A 25,899-nucleotide genomic window follows, 5' to 3' on the forward strand; every position below is an offset into this window, starting at 1 on the left:
GCAACAAAAGTCATGAACGGCGATTTTATCGAGGCATTAGAGGCCATTGAGAGAGAAAAAGGCATCTCCAAAGACATTTTGATTGAGGCCATCGAGGCGGCACTCATCTCTGGATACAAACGGAACTTCAACTCAGCCCAAAATGTGCGCGTGGATGTAAATCGCCATACCGGGCTGGTACGCGTGTTTGCACGTAAAAATGTAGTGGAAGAGGTGCTCGATCCACGACTGGAAATTTCACTGGAGGCGGCACAGGAGCTAGACCCGAATTTCCGCATGGACGACATTGTGGAAATCGAGGTAACTCCACGCGACTTCGGACGCATCGCTGCGCAAACGGCCAAGCAGGTCGTCACCCAGCGCATTCGCGAAGCGGAGCGGGGCCTCATCTACAGTGAATTCATCGAGCGCGAAGACGACATCGTTACCGGTGTCGTCCAGCGCATGGATGCCCGCAACTACTATATCGATCTGGGCAAGGCCGAAGCTGTCATGCCGCTTACGGAAAAAATGCCGGTGGAGGAATTCAAGCCACAAGATCGCGTCAAAGCCTACATCATCAAGGTGGAAAAGACCACGAAGGGTCCGCAGATCGTCGTTTCCCGGACGCATCCAGGCTTGCTGAAGCGCTTGTTTGAACTGGAAGTGCCGGAGATTTACGACGGCGTAGTAGAAATCAAGTCTGTCGCGCGCGAAGCCGGAGATCGCTCCAAAATCGCCGTTCACTCGGTCAACCCTGACGTAGATCCGGTAGGTGCTTGCGTCGGGCCGAAGGGAATGCGCGTACAGACGATCGTCACCGAGCTGAAGGGCGAGAAAATTGATATTGTCCGCTGGTCTGAAGACCCGGCTGAATATGTAGCCAATGCGTTGAGTCCGGCCAAGGTGCTTCACGTGGAAGTAAACGCGGTGGAAAAAGTAACCCGCGTCATCGTGCCGGATTACCAGTTGTCCCTGGCGATTGGCAAACGCGGTCAAAACGCGCGCCTTGCCGCCAAGCTGACAGGCTGGAAGATTGACATCAAGAGCGAATCGCAGGCTGATCAAGAAGGCATCGACTATCCGAAAGTAGCGGAAGGCGATGAAGGAGCGGTCAACGAATAGCCATGAAGCAAAAAAAAATCCCTTTGCGTAAATGCATTGTGTGCCAGGAAATGTTTCCGAAAAAGGAATTGATCCGCGTAGTCCGAACACCGGATGAAGAGATTGTTATCGATCTGACGGGCAAGGCTGCCGGACGCGGTACCTATGTATGCCGGCAGGAAAGCTGTTTGAAACCGGATGCGTTCGCATCGGGAAAATGGAAGAAAGTGCTGGAACGCGCTTTGAATATTCCCATTTCACAAGAAAAGTACGACGCTTTTCGCGAAAAGTGGATGGAGATGATGGGTGGATGACGCCCAAAGCTGCGCAAATGCTCGGCATGGCAATGCGAGCGAGAAAAGTTGTTACCGGAGAGGAAATGGTTCTGCAGGCTGTTCGCAACGGTCAGGCCCGACTGGTGTTGCTCGCGTCGGATGCATCGGAGAATACCGCCAAAAAAATGCGGGACAAATGTTCCTATTACGGTGTTTCATGTGTGACCACGTCAGACCGATATACACTGGGGCACGCAATCGGAAAAGATGGGCGAGTAACCGTGGCGGTAACGGATGGGAAGTTGGCGGAAAGCATTCAGCGTCTGCTCACCTAATTGACGAAAGGGTGAAGTACATTTGAAGACACGTGTGTATGAATATGCCAAACAACACAACATGAGCAGTAAAGAAATCCTCAATTTGCTAAAGCGATTGAACATTGAAGTTGCAAATCATATGAGTATCTTGGAAGAATCAACGATCAAAAAGATCGAAGACCATATGGCAAAATTGCGTTCCGGTGCCAAGCCGGAGCAGCGCGCAGCGCAGACGGCCGAGTCAAGGCCGAGACCGGATAGCGCAGGCGATTCCCGCCGTACGGAAGGAAAAGGACAGCCGTCTCGACCACAGCAGGCAACAGGTCAGGGACGCACCGGGGATCGCGATCGGGGAGGCAATGGACAGGGCAACAACCGTCCAGGCAGCAACAACGGGGGAAGCCGCTCCGATGCACAGCGCCATGAAGGAAAAAATCAGGCAAAGAATCAGGAGAGAAAACCAAACAATATGACAAGTCAACCAGCGAAACAGAACGACCGAAAGCCGCAAGGGAACAGTCAGCAACGTCCCCAAAATCAAAACCGCCCACAAGGCCAACGTCCGCAGCAAAAGGCACCCAACCAATCCAGTGCACCTGCACCCGCAACAGGGGCGCGCACAGGCGACGAGTTCGAAGACAAGGTAAAACTTCCGTCTAACGTCGGACTGGAGAAGCGCGAAAAAATCAAAAAGGCTCCGCCGACCAAAAAGACGTTTGAAGACAGCAAGAAAAACACGTCTTTCCGTGGCGGCGGCAACCGCAACCACAACAATCGCCGCAACAACAACCGCGGACATCAGCCACAGCCTCGTCCGGTATTGGAACCACCGACAAAAATTACCTTCACGGAAACGCTGACGGTAAATGAACTGGCCGTCAAACTTCGCCGCGAACCGGCGGAAGTCATCAAAAAGCTGTTCAACCTGGGTATTATGGCTACGATCAATCAATACCTGGAGCGCGAGGCGATCGAACTGATCTGCGCGGAGTACAACGTCGAGGTTGAAGAAAAAATCATCATTGACGAAACCAATTTCGAAACACTGGAAGAAGTCGACGATCCAGACAAATTGGTTGAGCGCCCGCCAGTCGTAACGATCATGGGTCACGTTGACCACGGGAAAACCACGCTGTTGGACGCCATCCGCTCCACCAATGTCGTAGCAGGGGAAGCAGGGGGCATCACCCAGCACATCGGTGCTTATCAGGTAGAGACCAAAGGCAAGAAGATCACTTTCCTGGACACTCCTGGTCACGCTGCCTTTACGACGATGCGCGCTCGCGGTGCGCAAATAACCGACATCACTATTCTGGTAGTCGCCGCAGATGACGGCGTGATGCCGCAGACGATCGAGGCGATCAGCCATGCCAAAGCGGCTGGCGTGCCGATCATCGTCGCTGTCAACAAGGTAGACAAACCGGAAGCCAACATCGATCGCATCAAGCAAGAGCTGACAGAGTACGAACTGGTCTCCGAGGAATGGGGCGGCGACACGATTTTCTGCCCGATTTCGGCAAAACAGCGTACAGGTATCGAAGAGTTGCTCGAGTACATCCTGCTCGTAGCGGAAGTGCAGGAGTTGAAGGCCAACCCTGAGAAACGGGCACGTGGTACGGTTGTCGAGGCCGAGCTGGACAAAGGCCGCGGTCCGGTTGCGACCATCCTCGTACAGCACGGTACGCTTCGTGTCGGTGATCCGATCGTCGTCGGTTCCGCCTATGGCCGCGTCCGCGCGATGGTAAACGACAAGGGCCGCCGCCTGAAAGAAGCAGGTCCTTCCACACCGGTTGAGATCACAGGGCTCAACGATGTGCCGCAGGCAGGCGATCCGTTCATCGTCTTCGAAGACGAGAAAAAAGCGCGTGCGATCGGGGAAGCGCGTGCCGCCAAGCAGCGCGAGTCCGAGCGCAGAGGCAATGCCCGCGTATCGCTTGACGATCTGTTCCAGCAAATCCAGGAAGGCGATGTAAAAGAGCTGAACCTGATTGTCAAGGCAGACGTTCAAGGTTCCGTGGAAGCACTGCGCGGCGCACTGGAAAAAATCGACGTCAACGGTACACGTGTGAAGATCATCCACACTGGCGTAGGGGCGATTACCGAGTCCGACGTCACCCTGGCGAATGCTTCCAATGCGATCATTATCGGCTTCAACGTGCGTCCGGAGCCAAATGCCCGCAATATGGCTGAGCAGGAGAAGATCGACATTCGCCTGCACCGCGTCATTTACACCGTAATCGAAGAGATCGAGCAAGCACTGAAAGGCATGCTGGATCCTGTCTATAAAGAAAACATCATCGGCCAGGCAGAAATTCGCGAGGTGTTCAAAGTATCCAAGATCGGAAACATCGCGGGCTGCTATGTAACCGAAGGAAAACTGAGCCGCGATGCCGGTGCTCGCCTGATTCGCGAAGGGATCGTCATCTACGAAGGCAAGCTGGACACACTCAAGCGCTTCAAGGATGACGCCAAAGATGTCGCTGCCGGCTACGAGTGCGGTCTGACCCTGGAACGCTTCCAGGACATCAAGGTGGGCGACGTGATCGAAGCCTTCGTAATGGTTGAAGTGAAACAATAATGGTAGCAGGTGCGCGGATTGAGCTGTTTTTGCCCGCATGCCAAAATTTGAAAGAGAAACGGGCCATCGTCAAAAGCATCATTGGCAAGCTGCGGAGCAGATTCAATCTCTCCGTGGCAGAGGTGGCTTATCAGGAGCAGTGGCAGCGAACCGTCATCGGGATCGCTGCCGTTGCTAATGAGATCTCTTTTTTGCAAAACGAGCTGCAAGCTGCCATCCGTCTGGTGGAAATCCAACCCGGTGTGGAGTTGATCCACGCAGAGACGGAATACTACGAGTAGGAAGGCTGACGGAGGTGAGAGAACAATGAACAAAACAAGAATGAGCCGCGTAGGGGAAGAGATCAAGAAAGAACTGAGCGTACTGTTGCAGCGTGGTTTAAAGGACCCGCGCATCGGCTTTGTCACCGTAACAGATGTCGAAGTAACGAGCGACCTGCAGTTGGCGAAAGTGTACGTGAGCATCTTTGGCAGTGAGGAAGAGCGCAGTGCATCATTGGCCGGATTGCAAAAGGCAAAGGGGTATTTGCGGACGGAAATTGGCAAGCGCGTAAAGCTGCGCCACATTCCCGACTTTGTCTTTAAACTGGATGAATCCATCACATACGGCAGCAAAATCGAGAACATCCTGCGGGAAATCTCCAGCGAAGGAGACAAAACCGATGATCGATAAGAATGGGGTAATGGAAGCGGCACGGTTCATGGCTGAACACGACCGCTTCCTCGTACTGTCACACGTCAATCCGGATGGAGATGCGACGGGTTCAGCCCTGGCCGTCGCATTGATGCTGGAACAGCTGGGAAAATCATACATAGTGGCAAACGAAGGGGAGACACCGGAAAAGTTCTCCTTTTTGCCGCGTTTCGACCGGCTGCGCGACCTTGCGCGGGAGCCGTTGGAAGAAACCTTTGAAGCGGTCATTGCCGTAGACTGTGCCGACCGCTCGCGAATGGGACAGGTTGCCCCATACTTTGCGCCACAAGCCGCAGTGCTCAATATCGACCACCACCCGACCAACGACCTGTTCGGCACGATCAACCTGATCCGGACAGATGCAGCGGCGACGGCGGAAATTTTGTTCGAGCTTGCGGAGGCGGCGGGAATCGCCTTTACCCAGGAGCTCGCCTTGTGCATCTACACAGGCTTGTTGACAGACACAGGAGGTTTTCGCTACTCGAACACTTCCCCGCGCGTGCTGGAAATCGCCTCCAAGCTGCTTTCGTTTGGCGTAAGCCCTGGAGAGGTCGCAGAGCGCTGCCTGGAGGAAATCACATACGCCCATGTCAAAATTCTCCGTCGCGCCTTGCAGACATTGACGCTGTCCCACGATGGCCAGATCGCTTCGATTACCGTCGTGCCGGAGGATTTTGCCGAAGCCGGAGCTGAGCGCGAGGACGCTGGTGGATTGGTGAACTACTGCCGCAATATCGAAGGCGTCGAAGTAGGAATCTCATTCGTCGAAGCAGAGAAAGGGATCGTCAAAGTGAGCATGCGCGCTCGCGACCGTGTGGACGTCTCGGCAATTGCCAAAGAGCTGGGCGGCGGCGGTCATGCCAAAGCGGCAGGTTGTACCATGCGCGGCGAGATGAGCGCGGTGCAAGAGCAAGTATTCCGAACAGTGGAGCGGGCTTTGGGGAGTGAACAGCAATGAGTAATGTGAACGGCGTTCTCGTCGTCGACAAGCCGGCGGGTATGACCTCGCATGATTGCGTCGCCCGGATTCGCCGCTTGTTCAAGACGAAAAAGGCAGGGCATACGGGAACGCTCGATCCGGAAGTAACCGGCGTGCTTCCCATTTGCCTCGGCCACGGCACCCGCCTTGTAGAGTATTTGCAGGAGCTGCCCAAGAGCTATGACGTCGTGATGCGGATCGGCTATGCGACGACTACCGAGGATGCGACCGGAGACGTAGTCGAGCGAAAAGACGTAGAGCCAGGAGCAATCACGGAAGAGCGCGTGAGGGAAGCATTCGCTTCGTTTGTCGGCGAGATTGAACAAGTCCCGCCGATGTATTCGGCCGTCAAGGTGAACGGAAAGCGGCTGTACGAATTGGCCCGGGAAGGTGTTGTCATTGAAAGGCAGAGCCGCCGGGTGACGATCTACGAACTGGCGCTCGTAAGCATCTCCTTTGAGGAGCAGATGGTGGATGTTCGTTTCACCTGCACTTGTTCAAAAGGCACCTACATGCGGACGTTATGTGTTGACCTGGGGCAAGCGCTGGGGTATCCTGCCCATATGAAGCTGCTTCGGCGGACGAAAAGCGGCCCATTTACCGAACAGGATGCCATCCCGCTGGAACAACTCGAAGAACGGGCGGCACATGGCAACGATCTTGCTCCATTGCTCCTGTCCATTGAAGAAGCAGTCTCCTTTTTGCCGTCCTATCAGGTAAAAGAGGAGCGGGTCAAGGCTGTGCAGAACGGTCTGCCCACTGCACTGCCAGGAGTGGACCTGCAGGAAGGGAGCCTGGTTTGCCTGTTTTCGGGCGAGCGGTTACTCGGTATCCATCGCGTATACCGAGGTGACAAAGGGCTCTTCGCCAAAGCAGAAAAAGTCTTTCCTTCCGAGGTGTAGCTGTGAAGACGATTTCCTTGCATTACCCACTTCCAGAAGAAGTAGTGCACGCTTCTCCCGGCGTGATTGCTTTGGGCTATTTCGACGGTGTCCACCTCGGACATCGACGGGTCATCCAGAAGGCGATAGACATCGCCAAAGCAAACGGCTGGCAAAGCACGGTTTTGACCTTTGATCCCCATCCCCGCGAGGTATTGGGGAAGAGCGGTTATACCCGTTATCTGACTCCGCTTGCCGACAAGCTGGAACAGTTTGAAAAATTGGGTGTGGACATTACCTATGTGATGAAGTTCGATATTTCCCTCGCTGCTGTCTACCCGGAGGATTTCGTGGAAGAATGTCTGTTGCCCCTCTCCTGCCGCCATGTGGTCGTCGGCTTTGACTACACGTTTGGCCACCGTGGCATGGGAACGGCTGCCACCTTGCAAGAGTTGAGCAAAGGACGTTATGAGGTAGACGTGATCGGTCCGGTAAACCGGCTCGGCGAAAAAGTAAGCAGCACGATTATCCGCGAGTACCTGCTCAATGGCGATGTGGAACAGACGCAACAGCTTCTCGGACGGTCATACAAGGTCAGAGGCACTGTCGTCCACGGCGACAAACGTGGCAGGACGATCGGCTTTCCGACGGCAAACATCTCCGTGTCAGCACCGTATTTGATCGGCAAAAACGGCGTGTACGGCGTGCGCTTCAAGGTCGATCAGGCTGTCTATCACGGTGTGATGAACGTAGGGATCAAGCCTACCTTTGAACTGGAGAAAAAAGAGAAGTCGCTGGAAGTACACCTGTTTGACTTCTCCGATGAGATATATGGCAAAGAAGTTGAAGTCGAATTTCTTTTCTACCTCCGGGAAGAGCAGAAATTCGCCGGCGTCGATGCGCTGATCGCCCAAATTCAAAAAGATGTGCAAACGGCGAAACAGCGATTTGCGAGAATCTAGCAATGCCCCCACTTTTCATTTTGCTTTTTGCAGGTGGGTATGCTATAATCCATACTGTTGTACAGAAACCGTAGCTTGGCTGTCCGATTGCTCACCGACGGCAGACTCGGCTAACGGGATATAAAATGAGGAGGTGAGTCACGATGGCATTGACTCAAGAGCGTAAAACGCAACTGATTCAAGAGTTCCGTACGCATGAGAACGACACCGGTTCGCCGGAAGTACAAATCGCTATCCTGACCGAAAACATCAACAACCTGAACGATCATTTGCGCACGCACAAGAAGGATCATCACAGCCGTCGCGGTTTGTTGAAGATGGTAGGTCAACGTCGTAACCTGTTGACATACTTGAGAGAAACTGACGTGCAGCGTTATCGTTCTCTTGTAGACCGTCTGGGTCTGCGTCGCTAATCAGCGTCTTGTAAAAAGCGGGTTTTATCCCGCTTTTTCTAATACCCACAAAAGGGAGTCACCCTTCGCCCATTTAATTTTAAACAGGGCAGGAAATAATACATATAAGTAGAAAACAAAGTGTAGAATGCACATTGTCGATAAGGAGGACTGCTAGCAACATGGAGCAACAATACCGTACATATGAATACGAACTGGCAGGCCGAAAACTGACGCTTGAGTTTGGCAAAATGGCGAAACAAGCGCAGGGATCGGTGTTGGTTCGGTACGGAGATACGGCAATCCTGTCTGCAGTGACGGTCTCGAAGGAAGCAAAAGCACTTGATTTCTTCCCGCTTACCGTAAACTATGAGGAGCGACTCTACGCAGTCGGGAAAATTCCCGGCGGCTTTATCAAAAGAGAGGGACGTCCAAGCGAAAAAGCAATTCTTGCCAGCCGCTTGATTGACCGCCCGGTTCGTCCTCTGTTCGCAGAAGGCTTTCGTAACGAAGTACAGATCGTCAATACCGTGCTTTCCGTAGATCAGGATTGCTCACCGGAAATTGCCGCGATGATCGGAACGTCCGCTGCTTTGAGCGTATCGGAAATTCCGTTCCAGGGGCCGATTGCCGGCGTAATCGTTGGCCGGGTAGATGGAAAGTTCATCATCAACCCGACAGTGGCTCAAGCGGAAAAAAGCGATATTCATCTGGTCGTAGCCGGTACGCACAAAGCGATCAACATGGTGGAAGCAGGGGCCGATCAGGTGCCTGAAGAAGTCATGCTGGAAGCGATTATGACCGGACACGATGAGATCAAGCGACTGATTGAATTCCAGAACCAGATCGTCGCCGAGATCGGCAAGGAAAAAATGCAGGTCGTCCTGCATGAAGTAGATCCGACTGTAGACCAGGCTGTTCGCGAGTATGCCGAAGCGCGGCTGAAAGAAGCGATTCGCATCGAAGAAAAGCAAGCTCGTTACGATGCCATTGACGCGATCAAGGCAGAGACGAAGGAGCATTTTGCGGCACTGGATGCGGAAAGCTACGCACAGCAGGAAAAAATGATCGACGAAGTGCTGGGCAACATCGTCAAGGATGAGGTCCGCCGTCTGATTACAGAGGAAAAAATCCGCCCGGATGGACGGGCTTTGAACGAAATCCGCCCGCTCTCCAGCGAAGTTGGCATCTTGGCTCGTACGCACGGGTCTGCGATGTTTACGCGCGGACAGACACAGGCGTTGAGCGTGTGCACACTCGGTCCGCTCGGAGACGTGCAAATTCTCGACGGACTTGGTCTGGAAGAGTCCAAGCGTTTCATGCACCACTACAACTTCCCACCGTACAGCGTGGGTGAGGCGCGTCCGCTGCGACCGCCAGGCAGACGTGAGATTGGCCACGGGGCGTTGGGTGAACGTGCGATTGAACCGATTATTCCGAGCGAAGTCGACTTCCCGTATACGATTCGTCTCGTCTCTGAAGTCATCGAGTCTAACGGTTCCACTTCCCAGGCATCCATTTGCGCCAGCGTACTGGCTTTGATGGACGCAGGGGTTCCGATCAAGGCTCCGGTCGCAGGGATTGCCATGGGTCTGATTATGAGCAAAGACGAGAAGAGCTTCTCGATTTTGACCGACATCCAGGGCATGGAAGACCACCTGGGCGACATGGACTTCAAGGTAGCAGGTACGGAAAAAGGCGTAACCGCCATCCAGATGGACATCAAGATTGCCGGAATCAACCGGGAAGTGCTGGAGCTGGCACTGGAGCAAGCGCGCGAGGGACGCATGCAAATCCTCAAGCACATGCTCGGCACCTTGTCCGAGCCGCGCAACGAACTGTCTCCATTTGCACCGAAGATCATGACCATGACGATCAACCCGGACAAGATTCGCGATGTCATCGGACCACAAGGCCGCGTAATCAACAAGATCATCGAGGAAACCGGCGTGAAGATCGACATCGAACAAGATGGACGCGTCTTTATCGCATCGGTTGACCAGCAGGCAAACCTGCGCGCCAAGCAGATCATCGAAGATCTCGTGCGTGAAGTTGCAGTTGGACAAACCTACCTCGGTACCGTGAAACGCGTCGAGAAGTACGGCGCATTTATCGAATTGTTCGCTGGCAAGGAAGGACTGTGCCATATTTCCCAACTGGCGGAAGAGCGTGTGGCGAAGACGGAAGACGTCGTCTCCATCGGGGATAAGATTGAAGTGAAAGTAACGGAAATCGACGACCAAGGACGAATCAATCTCTCCCGTAAAGCGGTGCTCAAGGAAAAAGCAGCAGCACAGCAAACCGCTCCTGCAAAAGCCGAATAAACGACAGACAAAAGGCTTCGTCACGCGAAGAAAGCTTCGTGTTACAGAAGCTTTTTTCTTTTTGCCTGTAGTCGTCCTAAGTGTTCCCCTCCTTTCATAAATTGGACAAAGAAGGACTTGTTCGAGTGCGTAAGGAGGCTGGAGGTACATGAAAACGGGCAGGAGAAGGCTGTTGTTTGCCATATGCTGTGCGGTTTTGTTCGTCTTTGTCACCAATTGGAAGCCGGTGACACACTATGTAAACACCGTAAAAAACAAGGAAGCGCTACCGGTCGCAGTCCCGTTGGGTGAGCGGGATGAGTGGCTGGCGCAAATTGAAAAATGGAGAGCAGAGAAGGAGGAGCAGCCGATCAACGCCAAGCTGGACAGGGTCTGGAAAGCCGTGCCTGGCTACAATGGACTCGAGGTGGACATCGAGGCCACGCTGGCGAAGATGAAGGCGGCGAAAACGCCGGGGCCGGAGCATCTCGTCATGCGGGAAGTGCCTCCTGCCGTTGCGCTAGAAGAGTTGGGGGCGCATCCGATCTATCGGGGAAACCCGAAAAAGCCGGCCATTTCCTTTATGGTCAATGTCGCCTGGGGCAACGAATATCTGGATTCCATGCTGGACACCTTTGACAAGCATCAGGTGAAGACGACGTTCTTTCTCGACGGCTCGTGGGTCAAACGAAATCCGGAAGAAGCGAAAAAAATCGTCCAGCGCGGCCATGAGCTGGGCAATCACGCCTATTCCCACCCGGACATGAAGCACCTCGGGGTAGAGCGCATCCACCAGGAAATCAGCCGCACGCAAGCGATCATCGAGCAGACGACGGGAGTCAAGCCAGCGCTGTTTGCGCCCCCATCCGGCTCATTTAGCCAACGCGTCGTGGACATCGCCCATTCCTCGTACGGCATGAAAACGATCCTGTGGACAGCCGATACGGTGGACTGGATGAAGCCGCCGCCAGAGAAAGTGATCGCCAAAATCAGCAAGCTGATGGATAATGGTGTGCTTGTATTGATGCACCCGACCGCGGCATCGGAGAAGAGCCTCGACCAATTGCTGACCCTCGCCAAACAAAAAGGTCTGGTCCCCACTACTGTCTCTCAGGTCATCTCCAGCAGCAGACTTCCCTAGCATCCGTTTGTTGTGGTGCAACATGAAGTTTGCTATAGTTAATCGTGTCTAATGACTTCCCCTGCGCAGAGAGAAAGAGTAGGGCACCAAGGAGGATCTTTGTGATACAACGACATACGTGTGAAAACGGTCTGAGAATCGTCACGGAAAAAATTCCGTCCGTTCGTTCCGTGGCGATCGGCATATGGGTAGGGACCGGTTCCAAATATGAAAATGAACAAAACAACGGGATCTCCCATTTTCTCGAACACATGTTTTTCAAAGGGACGCAAACGCGGTCTGCCAAGGAAATTGCAGAAACATTTGATGAAATCGGCGGCAATGTGAATGCGTTTACCTCGAAGGAGTACACTTGTTACTACGCGAGAGTGCTGGACCAGCACGCACCGATTGCTCTCGACGTGCTTTCCGATATGTTTTTCAACTCCGTCTTTGACAGCGGCGAGCTGGAGAAAGAGAAAAACGTCGTCATCGAAGAAATCGGCATGTACGATGATACACCAGACGATCTCGTCCACGATTTGATTGCGCGTGCCAGCTACGGCGACCATCCGCTGGGCTACTCCATTTTGGGAACAGAAGACGTGCTGCGCAGCCTCAAGCGTGACGATTTGCTGCAGTATATTGAGCAGCGCTACCTTCCAGTCAATACTGTCATTTCCGTGGCGGGCAACTTCGACGACGCGCTGACTGAGGAGATCAAAAAACGCTTTTCGGCTTATCCGAGCACGCGTCAGGATACGGTCGTGCAAGCGCCCGCTTTTCTCGCAGGAAGCATCGCCCACCAGAAAACGACTGAACAGGCCCACATCTGCTTCTCTCTGCCCGGATTGCCTGTAGGACACGAAGATTCCTACTCGCTCACGCTGCTCAACAACGTACTCGGTGGCAGCATGAGCTCGCGGCTCTTCCAGGAGATTCGCGAGGAACGCGGGCTTGCCTACTCGGTGTACTCCTATCACTCCGCATACAAGGAGACAGGGACGTTCACGATCTATACAGGAACGGCGCCTGAGCAAGTCAGCCAAGTGTTTGACATCGTCTCCAACCTGCTGCGCGATGTCGCGGATAACGGCATTACCGACAAAGAGCTGAACAAAGGCAAGGAGCAGTTGAAGGGAAGCCTGATGCTGAGCCTGGAGAGCACCAGCAGCCGCATGAGCCGCCTGGGAAAAAATGAATTGCTGCTCAAACGCCACCTCAGCCTTGATGAAGTCATTTCCAAGATCGACAGCGTCAGCCACGAGTCGGTACGGGCAGTCGCACAGCAGCTTTTCCGCCAGAAGCTGGCCCTGGCGATGGTCAGTCCGCTGGAGAGCTTTCCCGCAAACGTAAAGAACGACATCTTGCTGTAATCGAGCGGCAAGACCAAAAACCCGGCATAGGCCGGGTTTTTTTGCGTATATCAACAGTAAACCAAACGGACAGGGAGTGGTACGGATGCGTTTGAGCCAACTGGGCGGAAAAGAGATCATCGGACTGGATACGGGAGAACGGATGGGCGTGATCGGGGATTCCGATCTGGTCATCAATCCCGAAACGGGGCAGATCGAGTCCATTATTTTGCCGGCGGGCGGATTTTTCGGCTTGGGGAAAAAACGGGAGGACATCGTGATCCCGTGGAGCGCCATCGTGAAAATCGGATCGGACATGGTCATCATCCAGGTGCATCAGCGGCAGGAACAAGCTCCGCAAACGTAACCGGTAGTGTCACCTAACAATCTGTCAGCGAATAGATTGGGGTTAGAACGCTGTGTTGTTTATCCTGTTTTGTATGTGAAAAAACTTTTGCCTTTCGTTTGTTTAATGCAGTAAAATGTGTGGAAAGGGGAACGCAGCATGCTAACGGGCATACATGTTGCCTTTATTGGCGGAGACGCGCGTCAGTTGGAAGTTGTCAAACGCTGCATACAACTTGACGCGACCGTTACGTTAATCGGCTTCGATAACCTGGAAAGCAATTTTACAGGGGCAACGAAGAGACCATTAACATGCGATGTGTTGAAAGACGCGGATGCCCTCATCCTGCCCATTGTTGGTACAGATGACAATGGTTTCGTGGAAAGCATCTTTTGCTCCAAGCAGCTTCAACTGCAAGTGGAGCACATTGCCTGCTTGAAGAAACATTGTGTTGTCTATACAGGAATGGCCAAACCTTACCTGCGCACCTTGACGTCTGCTGAGCAGATTTCGCTGGTAGAGTTGCTGGATCGTGACGACGTAGCCATATACAACTCCATCCCGACAGCGGAGGGAGCCTTGATGATGGCGATTCAACATACAGATATCACGATTCACGGATCGCAATCCATCGTGTTGGGACTGGGCCGTACAGGTCTTTCTATGGCTCGTGTCCTTCATGCCCTGGGAGCGCGCGTGAGAGTAGGGGCAAGGCGTCAGGAACACTTGGCGCGCATTTATGAGATGGGATTGACTCCCTTCCATATTAGCGAAATAAGGCAACAAGTGACGAATGCGGATTTCATTTTTAATACCATACCATCACTCGTGCTGACGGCAGAAGTAATCGCGCAGATGCCGCAGACAGCGTTTATACTTGATCTCGCCTCCAAACCAGGGGGCACAGATTTCCGCTATGCACAGAGACGAGGGATTAAGGCACTTCTCGCACCCGGACTTCCTGGCATTGTCGCACCCAAATCGGCAGGACAAATTTTGGCTCAAACATTGTCCCGTCTCATCGCGGAGCAAACGATATCCAGGGGGAATCAGCATGGGTAAACTGCAGGGAAAAACCATTGGATTCGGTTTGTCTGGATCCCACTGCACGCTGGAGGAGACGATGCCGCAAATCCAGCGTTTTATCGATGAAGGCGCACGCGTGATACCGATTGTCTCGCAGACAATTATGACGACTGACACCAGATTCGGGACATCGGCAAGCTGGCAGGAGCAGATCAAGCAGATCACTGGCGAGGAGTTGATCTCCACAATCCCCGAGGCGGAGCCGTTGGGGCCATCGAAGCTGCTGGACGCGATGCTGATTGCTCCGTGCACAGGCAGTACAACCAGCAGGCTTGCCAATGCGATTACGGACAGCCCTGTGCTGATGGCAGCGAAGGCGACGATGCGCAACTTGCGCCCGGTCGTGATCGCCATTTCCACGAATGATGGTTTGGGATTGAATGCTGCCAATATTGCTAAGCTTTTGGCAGCGAAAAACATTTACTTCGTCCCGTTTGGCCAGGACGCTCCTGACAAAAAGCCCAATTCTCTCGTCGCGCGCATGGATCTTTTAATAGAGACGTGCGTGGCAGCTTTGGAGGGAAAGCAATTGCAACCCTTGCTCATCGAGCGATTTAACTATTAAAATAGCTAGAGAAAAAAATACGATACCCGTTATTGGCGAGTAGGAGGAGAGTAAGAGATGGCGAACCAACAGATGTATACGGTAGCGGTAGTTGGCGCGACTGGCGCTGTGGGACAGCAAATGATCAAAATTTTGGAAGAGCGCAACTTCCCGGTGAAACAATTGAAGCTGCTTGCTTCTGGCCGTTCTGCAGGCAAAACCGTACTGTTTAAGGGAGCAGAGGTCGTGATTGAGGAGGCAACTCCGGACAGTTTTTCCGGTGTCGATTTTGCCCTTTTCAGCGCAGGCGGCAGTGTCAGCAAGGAGCTGGCGCATCATGCTGTCCGACACGGCGCAGTGGTGATCGACAATACGAGTGCGTTTCGGATGGACCCAGAGGTTCCGCTGGTCGTTCCGGAAGTAAACATGGATGCTGCGCTCGCCCACAAGGGGATCATTGCCAACCCGAACTGCTCTACGATTCAGATGGTAGCCGCTCTGAAACCTTTGTACGACCGCTACGGAATCGATCGCATCATCGTCTCGACCTATCAGGCTGTATCAGGTGCCGGTCAATCGGCAATCAACGAACTGATGGATCAAAGTCGCGAGGTGTTGGATGGCAAGGAGCCTACCTGCAACGTACTGCCGGTAAGCAAACTCCCCGTCCATCACCAGATTGCGTTTAATGCCATTCCGCAAATCGACGTGTTCACGGACAATGGCTTTACGTACGAAGAGATGAAAATGATCAACGAAACGAAAAAAATCTTCGCAGATGACCAGGTACTGGTTTCTGCTACTTGCGTCCGTATTCCGGTCGTCTACGGGCACAGCGAGTCTGTATATGTAGAGCTGAAAGACGACTACGATCTCGGCGAAGTAAAAGCGCTCTTGGAAAAAGCGCCAGGCGTTGTGCTGGTAGACGTTCCAGAAGAGCAAAAATACCCGCTGGCTACGGACGCGACAGGAAAGCTGGAGGTCTTTGTCGGGCGGGTACGGCGTGACCTCCATCATCCCCGCGGCTTGCACATGTGGATCGTTTCCGACAACCTGTTGAAAGGTGCTGCCTGGAACACTGTGCAAATCGCGGAAGAACTCATCAAAGCTCGAGCATAGGGGAGAGGTTCATTGAAGATTCTCGTCCAGAAATTCGGCGGTTCTTCCTTAACGACGGAAGATTGCCGGATGCGGGCAATCTACCATATTGAAAAGGCGCTCGACGAGGACTATTCCCTCGTCGTCGTCGTCTCGGCGATGGGACGCAAAGGCGATCCTTACGCTACGGACACCCTGTTGCAACTGATCCGGGACAACGGAAACCATTTACCAAACAGAGAAACCGATATGCTGATGCATACCGGAGAGATTATATCCGCCAGCGTGATGTGCAGCATGCTGCACGCGCGCGGGATTCAAGCTACAGTATTAACCGGTGGTCAGGCAAATATCGTCACCAGCGATGACTTCACCAATGCCCAGATTGTATCGATTGACCCTAGCCGTATTCACAGCGAATTGCAAAAGGGCAACGTGGTGATCGTGCCCGGTTTTCAGGGCAGGACAGCCGAATGGGAAATTACGACGCTGGGCCGAGGTGGAAGCGATACGACGGCGACCGCACTGGGAGTCGCGTTGAAGGCAGAAATGGTTGACATTTTTACTGACGTAAATGGCATTATGACGGCAGATCCGCGGATTGTCGAGGAAGCGCAGCCGCTTTCCGCGGTCACCTATACGGAGATTTGCAACATGGCCCACCTCGGTGCCAAAGTCATTCATCCCCGTGCAGTGGAAATTGCCATGCAGGCAAATGTGCCGATACGCGTCCGCTCCACGTTTTCGGACGACCCCGGGACACTTGTCACTACGATGGTGGAAGCAGATAAGATGGGCTATACCGTGCACGATCGCGTCGTCATGGGAATCGCCCACGTGCCCAACATAACGCAGATCAAGGTAGCAAACAAAGACGGTGAATATGATACGCAATTGCAGGTATTTAAGGCGATGGCGACAAACAATATCAGTGTGGATTTCATCAACGTGAACCCACTTGGCGTCGCCTATACCGTCCATGATGAACTGGGAGATAAAGCAGCGAAGCTGTTGCTGGAAATGGGCTACGAGCCGCAATTGCTCCCGCATTGTGCCAAGGTGTCGGTGATCGGAGCAGGAATGACCGGCGTTCCCGGTGTCATGGCACAAATCGTGGAGGCTTTGACACAGGCGGACATTCCAATTTTGCAGTCTGCTGATTCCCATACGACGATCTGGGTATTGGTGCATGAATCGGATATGGTGAGGGCAGTTCGTGCCCTGCACCAACAATTTCATCTACACTCTCACCAGTTGTAGACATCAGGGAAGAGCAGACCATCGGATTATGAACAGAGGAGATGGAGAGGCAGTGGCACGTTTTGGCCGACTGGTTACCGCAATGGTAACGCCATTTAACGAACAAAAGCAGATTGACTTTGAAAAAACGGAACGGCTGATTGATCATCTGCTGGCTACAGGCAGCGAAGGAATCGTAGTCAGCGGGACGACGGGAGAATCGCCGACTTTGTCCGGCGCCGAGAAGCTGGAGCTGTTCCGCCATGTGGTATCGTACGCCAAAGGCAAATGCCACATCATTGCCGGAACGGGCAGCAACAATACTGCGCAAAGCATCGAGTTCACCCAGGAAGTGCAAAAAATCGGCGTCGACGCCGTGATGCTGGTTTCGCCATACTACAGCCGTCCGTCGCAGGAAGGCCTGTACGCGCATTTCAAGGAAATCGCTACATCCACCGATCTGCCTGTCATGCTGTACAACGTACCAGGACGGACAGCGGTGAACATGAATGCGGAGACGACACTGCGCTTGGCTCAACTTCCCAACGTGGTGTGCACGAAGGAAGCGTCCGGCAATCTGGGGCAGATGGCGAGAATCATCGAACATGCGCCAGAAGGCTTTGAACTGTACAGTGGAGATGACGGATTGACGTTGCCGGTGCTCTCCATTGGCGGTGTCGGAGTTGTCAGCGTAGCGAGCCATGTCATCGGAACCGAGATGCAGGAGATGATCAATGCCTATTTCCAGGGAGATCATGCACGGGCTGCATCGCTGCATCGCAAACTGGTGCCGGTATTCGAAGGGCTGTTCGTATACCCGAGTCCTTGCCCGGTAAAAGAAGCGCTGAACCATCTCGGGATCGATGTGGGCGGTGTTCGCCTGCCTTTGATCGAACTGAACGACGAGGAAAAGACGTTTGTCCATTCCTTGCTGCAATTGTAATCGCAGGCGTTCTGCCGGCGAGAGCCATTCCCCGTGAATGGCTCTTTTTTCTTGTGTTCGCGATTTCACTTCGGGTATAATGAAACTAAGTGATTTGGGGCGGTTTTTTTGAGTGTAGGTGACAACTAAATATAGGAGGTTACATGTTTTGGCAAAGTCCAATCACTCTGTTCTCATTTTCGCCCTGGGCGGAGTAGGCGAAATTGGGAAGAATATGTACGTGGTACAGTGCGATGATGACATCGTGGTGATTGATGCTGGTTTGAAGTTCCCCGAAGAGGAAATGCTGGGGATTGATATGGTCATTCCGGACATCACATACCTCGAGGAGCATCGCGACAAGGTACGGGGAATCATCATTACGCACGGGCACGAGGACCATATTGGAGGACTTCCTTATGTACTCAAGCACCTGAATGTACCCGTTTATGCTACCAAGCTTACCCTTGGACTGATTGAAGCAAAGTTGAAAGAAGCGGGCATCCTAAACGAGACGAAGCGCGTTTTGATCAATAGTGAGTCTGAGATCGGACTGGGTCAGATGAAAGCGACCTTTTTCCGTGTCAACCACAGCATTCCTGACTGCGTCGGGGTTTGCCTGGAGACGCGAGAGGGCTACATCGTCCATACGGGAGACTTCAAATTCGATCAAACGCCAATCAACAACCAGACAGCCGATCTGGCGAAAATGGCGATGATTGGTGATCGTGGTGTGCTCTGTCTGCTTTCGGACAGTACCAATGCTGAGCGGCCTGGATTTACCGGTTCCGAGCGTTCCGTGGGAATCGCCATCAAGGATGTATTCAGCAAGGCTGAGGGACGTATCGTCGTCTCTACATTTGCATCCAATGTCCATCGCATCCAGCAAGTGCTCGACGCTGCCGTTCACTACAACCGAAAAGTGACGATCGTAGGTCGAAGCATGCAAAATGTGATCAACATCAGCCGTGATTTGGGGTATTTGTTTGTTCCGGACGGGCTGATTGTGGACAATGATGAAATCAACAAGCTGCCTGTTGAACAGGTAGTCATTTTGTCGACCGGAAGCCAAGGGGAGCCCATGTCGGCGCTCACGAGGATGGCCCGATCCGCCCATCGGAAAATTGACATCCTCGCTGGTGACACGGTTATCATCGCTGCTACACCGATTCCGGGGAATGAAAAATACGTAGCGCGAACGATTGATCAGCTTTCGCGCATCGGCGCTGAAGTAATCTACGGCGGCCACGGGCCAAACGGAACCGTCCACGTCTCCGGCCATGGTAGCCAAGAAGATTTGCGCCTGATGCTCAATCTGATGAAACCAAAGTTTTTTATCCCGATTCACGGGGAATACCGGATGCTGAAAAGCCATGCGCTGCTCGGCGAACAAGTGGGCGTCCCAGAGGAAAACATCTTCCTGATCGACAACGGCGATACGGTGGAAATCTCTGGCGGAAACGCTCGTTACGGGCCTAGAGTGCAGGCAGGCAATGTCTTGATTGACGGTCTGGGTGTCGGGGACGTAGGCAACATTGTCCTGCGCGACCGCAAATTACTTTCACAAGATGGAATACTGGTAGTTGTCGTTACACTCAGCAAACAAAACGGAACGATCTTGTCAGGCCCAGATATTATTTCACGCGGATTTGTGTATGTGCGCGAATCCGAGGAACTGCTGGACGAAGCAAATCGCATCGTGACCCAAACACTTATCAAATGCATGGAAGAAAATGTAAATGAATGGTCCTCCCTGAAAAACAATGTGAAGGAGGCGCTGGGGCGTTATTTGTACGAACAGACGCGCCGCCGCCCGATGATCCTTCCCATCATTATGGAGGTATAAGTACAAGCAGCCGAACGACGTGAGTGCGTTCGGCTGTTTTTTTTGCAGGACGCAGAGCGGGATTGATGCTTCCCTTACATCTTTTTGCAGCGGGCTATCCATACTAACAAAGGAAAGTGAGGGAGAAAAATGAATTCAAACCGCCAAAGTTCCAATTTCTTGAATCGGCCGCCTTTTTCCAATCCTGCACAAAACGAAACCAAGCAGGATCTTTTGTCCTCGCTTCAGGGACAGGACCCGCCTGCGGAGACACCCGCGCCTCCTGCAGAACCGGAAGCACCCCCCGCAGTACAGGACGATCAAAAGAAAAAGCTGCTCGATTCCATATCGCAGTTGGGGCAAACCAACGTCCCCCAACTGGAGAGCAACATCTATTGCATGAGCATTATCGGTCAGGTAGAAGGCCATATCCAACTGCCCCCGCAGAACAAGACAACCAAATACGAGCATCTTATCCCGCAACTGGTAGCAGCAGAACAAAACAAGAAGATTGAAGGCGTGCTTGTCGTCCTGAACACAGTCGGGGGAGACGTCGAGGCAGGTCTGGCGATTGCCGAAATGGTAGCGTCGCTGTCCAAGCCGGTCGTCACGCTGGTGCTCGGCGGCGGGCATAGCATCGGCGTGCCGATCGCTGTCGCAGGCAGCTACTCGTTTATTGCCGAGACGGCGACGATGACGATTCATCCGATCCGCCTGACAGGCTTGGTGATCAGCGTCCCGCAAACATTTGAGTACCTCGACAAAATGCAGGATCGCGTCGTCAGCTTTATCGCCCGCCACTCCAAGATCAGCGAAGAAAAGTTTCGCGAGCTGATGCTTCGCACAGGTGAGCTGACTCGGGACATCGGGACCAACGTCATCGGTGCCGATGCCGTGAAGTACGGTCTGATTGACGAAGTCGGCGGACTGGGAAAAGCCTTGCAAAAGCTGAATGAACTGATCGAAAAATCGCGGAATGGGGAGTCGGTGCTGCAGTGATTTTACACACCGTAATGCCGTTGGAAACCGTGATGGCCAATATGGAGCAGGTGGAGAAGCAGGAGTTGAAAGAAATCGCCTATGGTCATATGACGATGCTGATCGAGCAGACTGGTCCGTTCGAAGGCAGGATTGTCCGGATGATCAGTCCCGATCCGCAAGACTACTTGAATCCGGATTGTGCGCCTGGCACGATCGTGCGTTTTCTGCCGCAAGGGTTCGCGTAAGAAGTCCTGTATTTCTATGATTTTCCTGTGTTATACTAGTTGTGTACGAACAGCAGCCGAACAAAAAACGGCTGCCTTTTTACGATGGAGATGCAAGACTGTTCGTAACAGCCAAAAAGGAGGCGTGCCATTGAGTAGAAGAGGAAGAAAAAAGTCGAGCGCGGCATTCGCCTCTGTTTTGAAAATAGAGTTGCTGGGACTCGTCATTATTGTGTTGTCGTTGATCGGCTTGCTCGAGAGCGGATGGCTGGGGAGAAATGTCCTCGCCTTTCTCTTCCGCTTTATTGCAGGCTCATGGGACTTCACCATACCCGTCTTTCTGATCGGGATGGCACTCTACATGATGTTTACGCGAGAGCGTCCACGCCTGAGCTTTCGCATCGTCGGACTGTTCCTGATCGGGATTGCCGTCTGCACCTGGGACCATATGATGCTGTACAAGCTGATTACGGCGGACGGAAAATTCGCCGAGCAGAGCATCATTCGCGTCACCTGGGACAGACTGTTGCTTGATCACAGCCAAGCCGTTTCGACCACCGGTGTAGGTGGCGGGATGCTCGGTGCGCTCGTTTTCGCCATTTGCTACAGTCTGGTCGGGATGATCGGCACCGGCATCGTCATTGTCTTTTTGTTTTTGGCAGGTTTGATGTTCCTGTTCAACCTCTCGTACGTCGACATCGTGCTGTTCCTGCGCAACAAGGTCGGTGCGCTCTACGGCAAAGCGAAGGAAACGGTGAAGGAATCGATCCAGTTGATGCAGGAGGAAAGCGCAAAACGAAAGCAGGAAGCGCAAAAGGCAAAAGAAGAGCGCGCAGCCCAAAAACAGGCGCAGGCAGCAGCGGGTACACCTCCACAGGAGGCATGGCAATCCTCCGGCGAGGAAGCGCCAAGTCTGGAGCATGGAACCTTGGCTGCGGTCGAGCCGGAACCGCCGATACAACCGGTGATTCACGATTTTACCGAGCGCATTGCCGTTGCAGACGGCACGCCTGAAGCACGAATGGCAGGAGGCAATTCAGTCCAGCAAACAAGCCAGCAAGACACGCAGGAAATCACCTTTTCTCTCGAGGGCGAGGAAGAGATTTTTGGCACGCTCGAGCAGGAAGGGGAGCAGTTGTCCATTCCGTACGTACTGCCGAGCTTACATATGCTATCCCGCCCGAAAGCGCAAAGCTCGGGCAAGGGAGTCGACCACACATCCAACGCCACCAAGCTGGTGCAGACGCTGAAGAGCTTCGGGGTCAGCGCTACCGTCTCCGAGGTGCATCGCGGTCCTGCGGTGACGCGCTACGAAGTGCAGCCGGCAACTGGCGTCAAGGTGAGCCGGATCGTCAGCTTGACGGACGACCTCGCTCTCGCCCTGGCCGCCAAAGACATCCGGATTGAAGCGCCGATTCCCGGGAAGTCGGCGATCGGGATCGAAGTGCCCAACTCCGAGGTGGCAGTCGTCACGTTGCGCGAGGTGCTGGAATCGTCGCCATATCAGGATGCCCCGGGAAAACTGACGGTGGTTCTGGGACGGGACATTTCCGGTGAGCCGATCGTCGCAGACTTGACGAGAATGCCCCATTTGCTCGTAGCAGGCGCTACCGGGAGCGGAAAGTCGGTCTGCATCAACGGACTCATTATGAGCATCCTGTTCAAGGCCAAGCCGGAAGAAGTAAAGCTGATGATGATCGACCCGAAAATGGTAGAACTGAATGTGTACAACGGGATTCCGCACTTGCTTGCACCGGTGGTAACGGATCCGAAGCGGGCGTCCGTCGCACTGAAAAAAGTAGTGGCGGAGATGGAGCGCCGCTACAACCTGTTCGCCAAGACCGGCAGCCGCAATATCGAAATGTACAACGCGAATACGACAGATGCGCCGCTGCCCTACATCGTGGTCATCGTGGACGAGCTGGCCGATCTGATGATGGTCGCTCCCGGCGAAGTCGAGGACGCCATCTGCCGTCTGGCGCAAATGGCGCGCGCTTCCGGGATACACCTGATTATCGCCACCCAGCGTCCGTCCGTCGATGTCATCACCGGGGTAATCAAGGCGAATATTCCGTCCCGGATCGCGTTTGGCGTCTCCTCGATGGCCGACTCACGAACGATCCTGGACATGGGCGGAGCGGAGAAACTTTTGGGCAGAGGGGACATGCTCTTTTTGCCGATGGGAGCCTCGAAGCCCGTTCGGGTACAAGGCGCGTTTGTGTCCGACAAAGAGGTGGAGGATGTCGTCCACTTTGTAAAGGAACAGCAGGAAGCGCGCTACAACGAAGAGATGATCCCCGGCGAAGTCCAGGACGAGCAGCAGGCCGTGGTGGACGACGACTTGTACGACCAGGCGGTGCAAATCGTGGCCGAAGCACAGACAGCGTCAGCGTCTCTCTTGCAGCGGCGCTTGCGTGTCGGCTATACCCGGGCCGCCCGGCTGATCGACATGATGGAAGCCAACGGGATCGTCGGACCGTACGAAGGAAGCAAGCCGCGGGAGGTGCGCATCCCTAAGCCGAGCGCGGAAAGCAACATTTCATAAATTGCCCAGCCATTGGACTCGAGGGGTGTCGGAATGCCAGCTTTTGTAAGGAATCAGCGCAGAAAATATGGCTTGCAATCTTCGACGCCCCTGGGGTAAAATTCTTACGAGATTGAAGGAAATAGTTGTTATCCAGTACACGAACAAGAGGTCTGACGTCCTACCTGTTGGGATGGCTCGTGGACAGCAGGAGTGAATGGCTGATGAGCATCAAAGCGAATGTTCGGTCGCTATGTCTGTTGGTTATGGACAAAATAAAAAGCGATATCGAATCCGGACAACTGCGTCCAGGTGAACGGCTTCCATCCGAAGCGGCTCTATCCAAACAGTTAGGGGTTAGCAGAGCAACTCTTCGCGAGGCATTGCGCCTTTTGGAAGAAGAGAAAATCGTGATTCGCCGACACGGAGTTGGCACCTTTATCAATGCCAAACCTGTTTTCTCGGGAGGAATCGGGGAGCTTTTCAGCGTGACGGATGCGATTGAGCGTCAGGGCTACGCAGCCGGAACGAAAATATTGGGGACGTCGTACGCAGACGCAGCGGAAGAGGCGCGCAAGCATCTCTCGCTCAATTCCGGAGAAGGCGTGCTGGTGGTAGAACGTATCCGCACAGCAGACAGTTTGCCGGTGGTGTACTGTGTGGACCGGATTCCCGCTCACCTCGTTCCCGAAGGATACAACGCTGACGAAGAATCGATTTTCAATTGGCTGGAAAGCGTGACCGGCATACGAATCGCGTATGCAGTGGCACAGATTGAACCGATGGGCTATAATGAAAAGGTTTCTGCCTTGTTGCAATGCGACAAGTCTACACCACTTCTGCTGCTCAAGCAGATCCACTACGATGCGAGTGAACGTCCGGTCTTGTATTCCCATAATTATTTCAGGGCGGACAAATTTCACTTCCACGTCGTACGAAGACGGTTGTAACTGTGGGGGAAACCCCACGTTCACAATTTTTTACCATAAATTACAGGGGGTATTCTTAGATGAAAAAGGTTTTTTCCGCCCTTTCTGTGGCAACACTCAGCCTGTCGCTTGTGCTGGCAGGTTGCGGAACCACACAAGAGGCACCGCAAGGACAGGCAGGAGAGGGAGCAGGAGGAGAGACTCCGGCAGCTACAGCTAGAGTGGGTATGGTTACGGACGTTGGCGGCGTAAACGACAACTCCTTCAACCAAAGCGCCTGGGAAGGCCTGCAAGCTCTGCGCACTGAGTTGAACTTGCCAGAAGCAAACGTAAACTATCTGCAATCGACCAGTGATGCGGACTACGTTCCTAACCTGAACCAATTTGTCAAAGACAACTGGGATCTGACTTGGGGAATCGGCTTCCTGATGGGAGACCACCTGAAAAAAGTAGCGGATGAAAATCCAAATGCGAAACTGGCGATTATTGACGCAGAAGTAGATGCTCCAAACGTAGCGTCTGTTTTGTTCAAAGAGCATGAAGGTGCTTTCCTCGCGGGTGTAGTTGCTGCGAAAATGAGCCAGTCGAAAAAAGTAGGTTTTGTCGGTGGCGTTGAAATCCCGGTCATCAAGCGTTTTGAGCTTGGCTTTGAAGCAGGTGTAAAAGCCGTTGATCCGGAAGTGCAAGTAATCAAAATCTACACTGGCTTCTTCGACAAGCCAGACGAAGGTAAATCGGCTGCTGCACAAATCTACGGACAAGGCGCAGACATCATTTTCCACGCTGCTGGGCAAACTGGAGACGGTGTGTTCAACGAAGGAAAAGACCGCAAATCCAAAGGCGAAAACGTCTGGGTAATCGGTGTAGACAAAGACCAATCCCTGACTTTTGGCGACGACATCACGCTGACTTCCATGGTAAAACGCGTGGATGAAGCTGTACTCCGCGTTTCCAAGGATGCGATCGACGGCAACTTCCCTGGCGGCAGCATCGTATGGCTGGGTCTGGCTGAAGACGGCGTAGGATTGGCTGAAACTTCCTCCAAAAACGTACCGGAAGATGTATTGGCTTTGGTGGAAGAGTATAAGCAAAAAATCGTGAGCGGTGAAATCAACGTACCTGCTGAATAATACGTAGGTAGCTACGAAACGGACAAGGCTGGTTCGAGCAACCGGCCTTGTTCTTTACCTTCAAACAAGACCCACAAAAACGGGGGGAACGTGCTTGGATTCGGTAAAGAAAG

Annotated in this window: 25 protein-coding genes; all 25 read left to right on the forward strand. The window is 53.3% G+C overall.

Annotated elements, in window-relative coordinates; genetic code table 11:
* Positions 1 to 12: 12 nt before the first annotated feature.
* Entirely contained in the window at positions 13 to 1,104 is a 1,092-nt protein-coding gene (nusA, locus tag ACAF76_RS08895) for a transcription termination factor NusA (protein ID WP_400163015.1), read from the forward strand.
* A 2-nt stretch (positions 1,105 to 1,106) separates the two neighbouring features.
* Positions 1,107 to 1,397, forward strand: coding sequence for an RNase P modulator RnpM (rnpM, locus tag ACAF76_RS08900; protein WP_400163016.1), 291 nt, complete (start codon positions 1,107 to 1,109; stop codon positions 1,395 to 1,397).
* A complete protein-coding gene (locus tag ACAF76_RS08905; RefSeq protein WP_400163017.1) occupies positions 1,394 to 1,693 on the forward strand; it encodes a YlxQ family RNA-binding protein in 300 nt (99 codons plus the stop codon). The genes rnpM and ACAF76_RS08905 overlap by 4 nt, the downstream gene beginning before the upstream one ends.
* Before the next feature lie 22 nt (positions 1,694 to 1,715).
* The gene (infB, locus tag ACAF76_RS08910; RefSeq protein WP_400163018.1) at positions 1,716 to 4,253 is read left to right on the forward strand and encodes a translation initiation factor IF-2; all 2,538 of its coding nucleotides are present in this window, start codon (positions 1,716 to 1,718) and stop codon (positions 4,251 to 4,253) included.
* Positions 4,253 to 4,534 carry a DUF503 domain-containing protein gene (locus ACAF76_RS08915; protein WP_400163019.1) on the forward strand — a complete coding sequence of 94 codons (282 nt, stop codon included), beginning with the start codon at positions 4,253 to 4,255 and terminating at the stop codon, positions 4,532 to 4,534. Before infB ends, ACAF76_RS08915 begins: the two co-directional genes overlap by 1 nt.
* A 25-nt stretch (positions 4,535 to 4,559) precedes the next feature.
* A complete protein-coding gene (gene rbfA, locus ACAF76_RS08920; protein ID WP_400163020.1) occupies positions 4,560 to 4,925 on the forward strand; it encodes a 30S ribosome-binding factor RbfA in 366 nt (121 codons plus the stop codon).
* Entirely contained in the window at positions 4,915 to 5,904 is a 990-nt protein-coding gene (locus tag ACAF76_RS08925; protein WP_400163021.1) for a bifunctional oligoribonuclease/PAP phosphatase NrnA, read from the forward strand. The genes rbfA and ACAF76_RS08925 overlap by 11 nt, the downstream gene beginning before the upstream one ends.
* On the forward strand, positions 5,901 to 6,827 hold the full coding sequence (gene truB, locus ACAF76_RS08930; RefSeq protein WP_400163022.1) for a tRNA pseudouridine(55) synthase TruB: 927 nt from the start codon (positions 5,901 to 5,903) through the stop codon (positions 6,825 to 6,827). The genes ACAF76_RS08925 and truB overlap by 4 nt, the downstream gene beginning before the upstream one ends.
* Before the next feature lie 2 nt (positions 6,828 to 6,829).
* Positions 6,830 to 7,768, forward strand: coding sequence for a bifunctional riboflavin kinase/FAD synthetase (locus ACAF76_RS08935; RefSeq protein ID WP_400163023.1), 939 nt, complete (start codon positions 6,830 to 6,832; stop codon positions 7,766 to 7,768).
* A 143-nt stretch (positions 7,769 to 7,911) separates the two neighbouring features.
* Positions 7,912 to 8,181 carry a 30S ribosomal protein S15 gene (gene rpsO / locus ACAF76_RS08940; RefSeq protein ID WP_400163024.1) on the forward strand — a complete coding sequence of 90 codons (270 nt, stop codon included), beginning with the start codon at positions 7,912 to 7,914 and terminating at the stop codon, positions 8,179 to 8,181.
* Positions 8,182 to 8,342: 161 nt separating this feature from the next.
* Positions 8,343 to 10,484: a polyribonucleotide nucleotidyltransferase gene (gene pnp / locus ACAF76_RS08945; protein ID WP_400163025.1), complete on the forward strand. Its 2,142-nt coding sequence runs from the start codon at positions 8,343 to 8,345 to the stop codon at positions 10,482 to 10,484.
* A gap of 148 nt (positions 10,485 to 10,632) precedes the next feature.
* Complete coding sequence (locus ACAF76_RS08950; RefSeq protein ID WP_400163026.1) at positions 10,633 to 11,604, forward strand: polysaccharide deacetylase family protein; 972 nt, start codon at positions 10,633 to 10,635, stop codon at positions 11,602 to 11,604.
* A 101-nt stretch (positions 11,605 to 11,705) separates the two neighbouring features.
* Positions 11,706 to 12,959 carry a M16 family metallopeptidase gene (locus ACAF76_RS08955; RefSeq protein ID WP_400163027.1) on the forward strand — a complete coding sequence of 418 codons (1,254 nt, stop codon included), beginning with the start codon at positions 11,706 to 11,708 and terminating at the stop codon, positions 12,957 to 12,959.
* 85 nt (positions 12,960 to 13,044) lie between these two features.
* Positions 13,045 to 13,305 (forward strand): YlmC/YmxH family sporulation protein, encoded by a 261-nt coding sequence (locus ACAF76_RS08960; RefSeq protein WP_400163028.1) that lies wholly within the window; start codon positions 13,045 to 13,047, stop codon positions 13,303 to 13,305.
* Positions 13,306 to 13,443: 138 nt separating this feature from the next.
* Complete coding sequence (dpsA, locus tag ACAF76_RS08965) at positions 13,444 to 14,346, forward strand: dipicolinate synthase subunit DpsA (RefSeq protein ID WP_400163029.1); 903 nt, start codon at positions 13,444 to 13,446, stop codon at positions 14,344 to 14,346.
* Positions 14,339 to 14,935 (forward strand): dipicolinate synthase subunit B, encoded by a 597-nt coding sequence (locus ACAF76_RS08970; RefSeq protein ID WP_400163030.1) that lies wholly within the window; start codon positions 14,339 to 14,341, stop codon positions 14,933 to 14,935. The genes dpsA and ACAF76_RS08970 overlap by 8 nt, the downstream gene beginning before the upstream one ends.
* A gap of 57 nt (positions 14,936 to 14,992) precedes the next feature.
* Positions 14,993 to 16,033, forward strand: a complete 1,041-nt coding sequence (locus ACAF76_RS08975; RefSeq protein WP_400163031.1) for an aspartate-semialdehyde dehydrogenase — start codon at positions 14,993 to 14,995, stop codon at positions 16,031 to 16,033.
* 12 nt (positions 16,034 to 16,045) lie between these two features.
* Entirely contained in the window at positions 16,046 to 17,272 is a 1,227-nt protein-coding gene (gene dapG / locus ACAF76_RS08980; protein WP_400163032.1) for an aspartate kinase, read from the forward strand.
* A 52-nt stretch (positions 17,273 to 17,324) separates the two neighbouring features.
* Positions 17,325 to 18,194 (forward strand): 4-hydroxy-tetrahydrodipicolinate synthase, encoded by an 870-nt coding sequence (gene dapA / locus ACAF76_RS08985; protein WP_400163064.1) that lies wholly within the window; start codon positions 17,325 to 17,327, stop codon positions 18,192 to 18,194.
* A 148-nt stretch (positions 18,195 to 18,342) separates the two neighbouring features.
* Entirely contained in the window at positions 18,343 to 20,019 is a 1,677-nt protein-coding gene (locus tag ACAF76_RS08990) for a ribonuclease J (protein WP_400163033.1), read from the forward strand.
* Between the two features lie 129 nt (positions 20,020 to 20,148).
* A complete protein-coding gene (locus ACAF76_RS08995) occupies positions 20,149 to 20,997 on the forward strand; it encodes a ClpP family protease (RefSeq protein ID WP_400163034.1) in 849 nt (282 codons plus the stop codon).
* Positions 20,994 to 21,224 (forward strand): YlzJ-like family protein, encoded by a 231-nt coding sequence (locus ACAF76_RS09000; protein ID WP_400163035.1) that lies wholly within the window; start codon positions 20,994 to 20,996, stop codon positions 21,222 to 21,224. Before ACAF76_RS08995 ends, ACAF76_RS09000 begins: the two co-directional genes overlap by 4 nt.
* Positions 21,225 to 21,348: 124 nt before the next feature.
* On the forward strand, positions 21,349 to 23,748 hold the full coding sequence (locus tag ACAF76_RS09005) for a DNA translocase FtsK (protein ID WP_400163036.1): 2,400 nt from the start codon (positions 21,349 to 21,351) through the stop codon (positions 23,746 to 23,748).
* A gap of 203 nt (positions 23,749 to 23,951) precedes the next feature.
* On the forward strand, positions 23,952 to 24,677 hold the full coding sequence (locus ACAF76_RS09010) for a GntR family transcriptional regulator (protein WP_400163037.1): 726 nt from the start codon (positions 23,952 to 23,954) through the stop codon (positions 24,675 to 24,677).
* Between the two features lie 59 nt (positions 24,678 to 24,736).
* On the forward strand, positions 24,737 to 25,786 hold the full coding sequence (locus tag ACAF76_RS09015) for a BMP family protein (protein ID WP_400163038.1): 1,050 nt from the start codon (positions 24,737 to 24,739) through the stop codon (positions 25,784 to 25,786).
* Positions 25,787 to 25,899: the final 113 nt, after the last annotated feature.

Origin of the sequence: Brevibacillus sp. TJ4 (assembly GCF_044627595.2) — a bacterium.
Lineage (GTDB): Bacteria > Bacillota > Bacilli > Brevibacillales > Brevibacillaceae > Brevibacillus.

What these genes read in the sequence shown, in the direction of transcription:
- ACAF76_RS08925 (WP_400163021.1), top strand. Translation starts at nt 4,915, where the DNA reads ATGATCGATAAGAATGGGGTAATGGAAGCGGCACGGTTCATGGCTGAA.
- ACAF76_RS08905 (WP_400163017.1), top strand. Translation starts at nt 1,394, where the DNA reads ATGACGCCCAAAGCTGCGCAAATGCTCGGCATGGCAATGCGAGCGAGA.
- ACAF76_RS08960 (WP_400163028.1), top strand. Translation starts at nt 13,045, where the DNA reads ATGCGTTTGAGCCAACTGGGCGGAAAAGAGATCATCGGACTGGATACG.
- rnpM (WP_400163016.1), top strand. Translation starts at nt 1,107, where the DNA reads ATGAAGCAAAAAAAAATCCCTTTGCGTAAATGCATTGTGTGCCAGGAA.
- ACAF76_RS08975 (WP_400163031.1), top strand. Translation starts at nt 14,993, where the DNA reads ATGGCGAACCAACAGATGTATACGGTAGCGGTAGTTGGCGCGACTGGC.
- dpsA (WP_400163029.1), top strand. Translation starts at nt 13,444, where the DNA reads ATGCTAACGGGCATACATGTTGCCTTTATTGGCGGAGACGCGCGTCAG.
- truB (WP_400163022.1), top strand. Translation starts at nt 5,901, where the DNA reads ATGAGTAATGTGAACGGCGTTCTCGTCGTCGACAAGCCGGCGGGTATG.
- ACAF76_RS08995 (WP_400163034.1), top strand. Translation starts at nt 20,149, where the DNA reads ATGAATTCAAACCGCCAAAGTTCCAATTTCTTGAATCGGCCGCCTTTT.
- pnp (WP_400163025.1), top strand. Translation starts at nt 8,343, where the DNA reads ATGGAGCAACAATACCGTACATATGAATACGAACTGGCAGGCCGAAAA.
- rpsO (WP_400163024.1), top strand. Translation starts at nt 7,912, where the DNA reads ATGGCATTGACTCAAGAGCGTAAAACGCAACTGATTCAAGAGTTCCGT.
- ACAF76_RS08915 (WP_400163019.1), top strand. Translation starts at nt 4,253, where the DNA reads ATGGTAGCAGGTGCGCGGATTGAGCTGTTTTTGCCCGCATGCCAAAAT.
- rbfA (WP_400163020.1), top strand. Translation starts at nt 4,560, where the DNA reads ATGAACAAAACAAGAATGAGCCGCGTAGGGGAAGAGATCAAGAAAGAA.
- ACAF76_RS08950 (WP_400163026.1), top strand. Translation starts at nt 10,633, where the DNA reads ATGAAAACGGGCAGGAGAAGGCTGTTGTTTGCCATATGCTGTGCGGTT.
- ACAF76_RS09015 (WP_400163038.1), top strand. Translation starts at nt 24,737, where the DNA reads ATGAAAAAGGTTTTTTCCGCCCTTTCTGTGGCAACACTCAGCCTGTCG.
- ACAF76_RS08970 (WP_400163030.1), top strand. Translation starts at nt 14,339, where the DNA reads ATGGGTAAACTGCAGGGAAAAACCATTGGATTCGGTTTGTCTGGATCC.
- ACAF76_RS09010 (WP_400163037.1), top strand. Translation starts at nt 23,952, where the DNA reads ATGAGCATCAAAGCGAATGTTCGGTCGCTATGTCTGTTGGTTATGGAC.
- nusA (WP_400163015.1), top strand. Translation starts at nt 13, where the DNA reads ATGAACGGCGATTTTATCGAGGCATTAGAGGCCATTGAGAGAGAAAAA.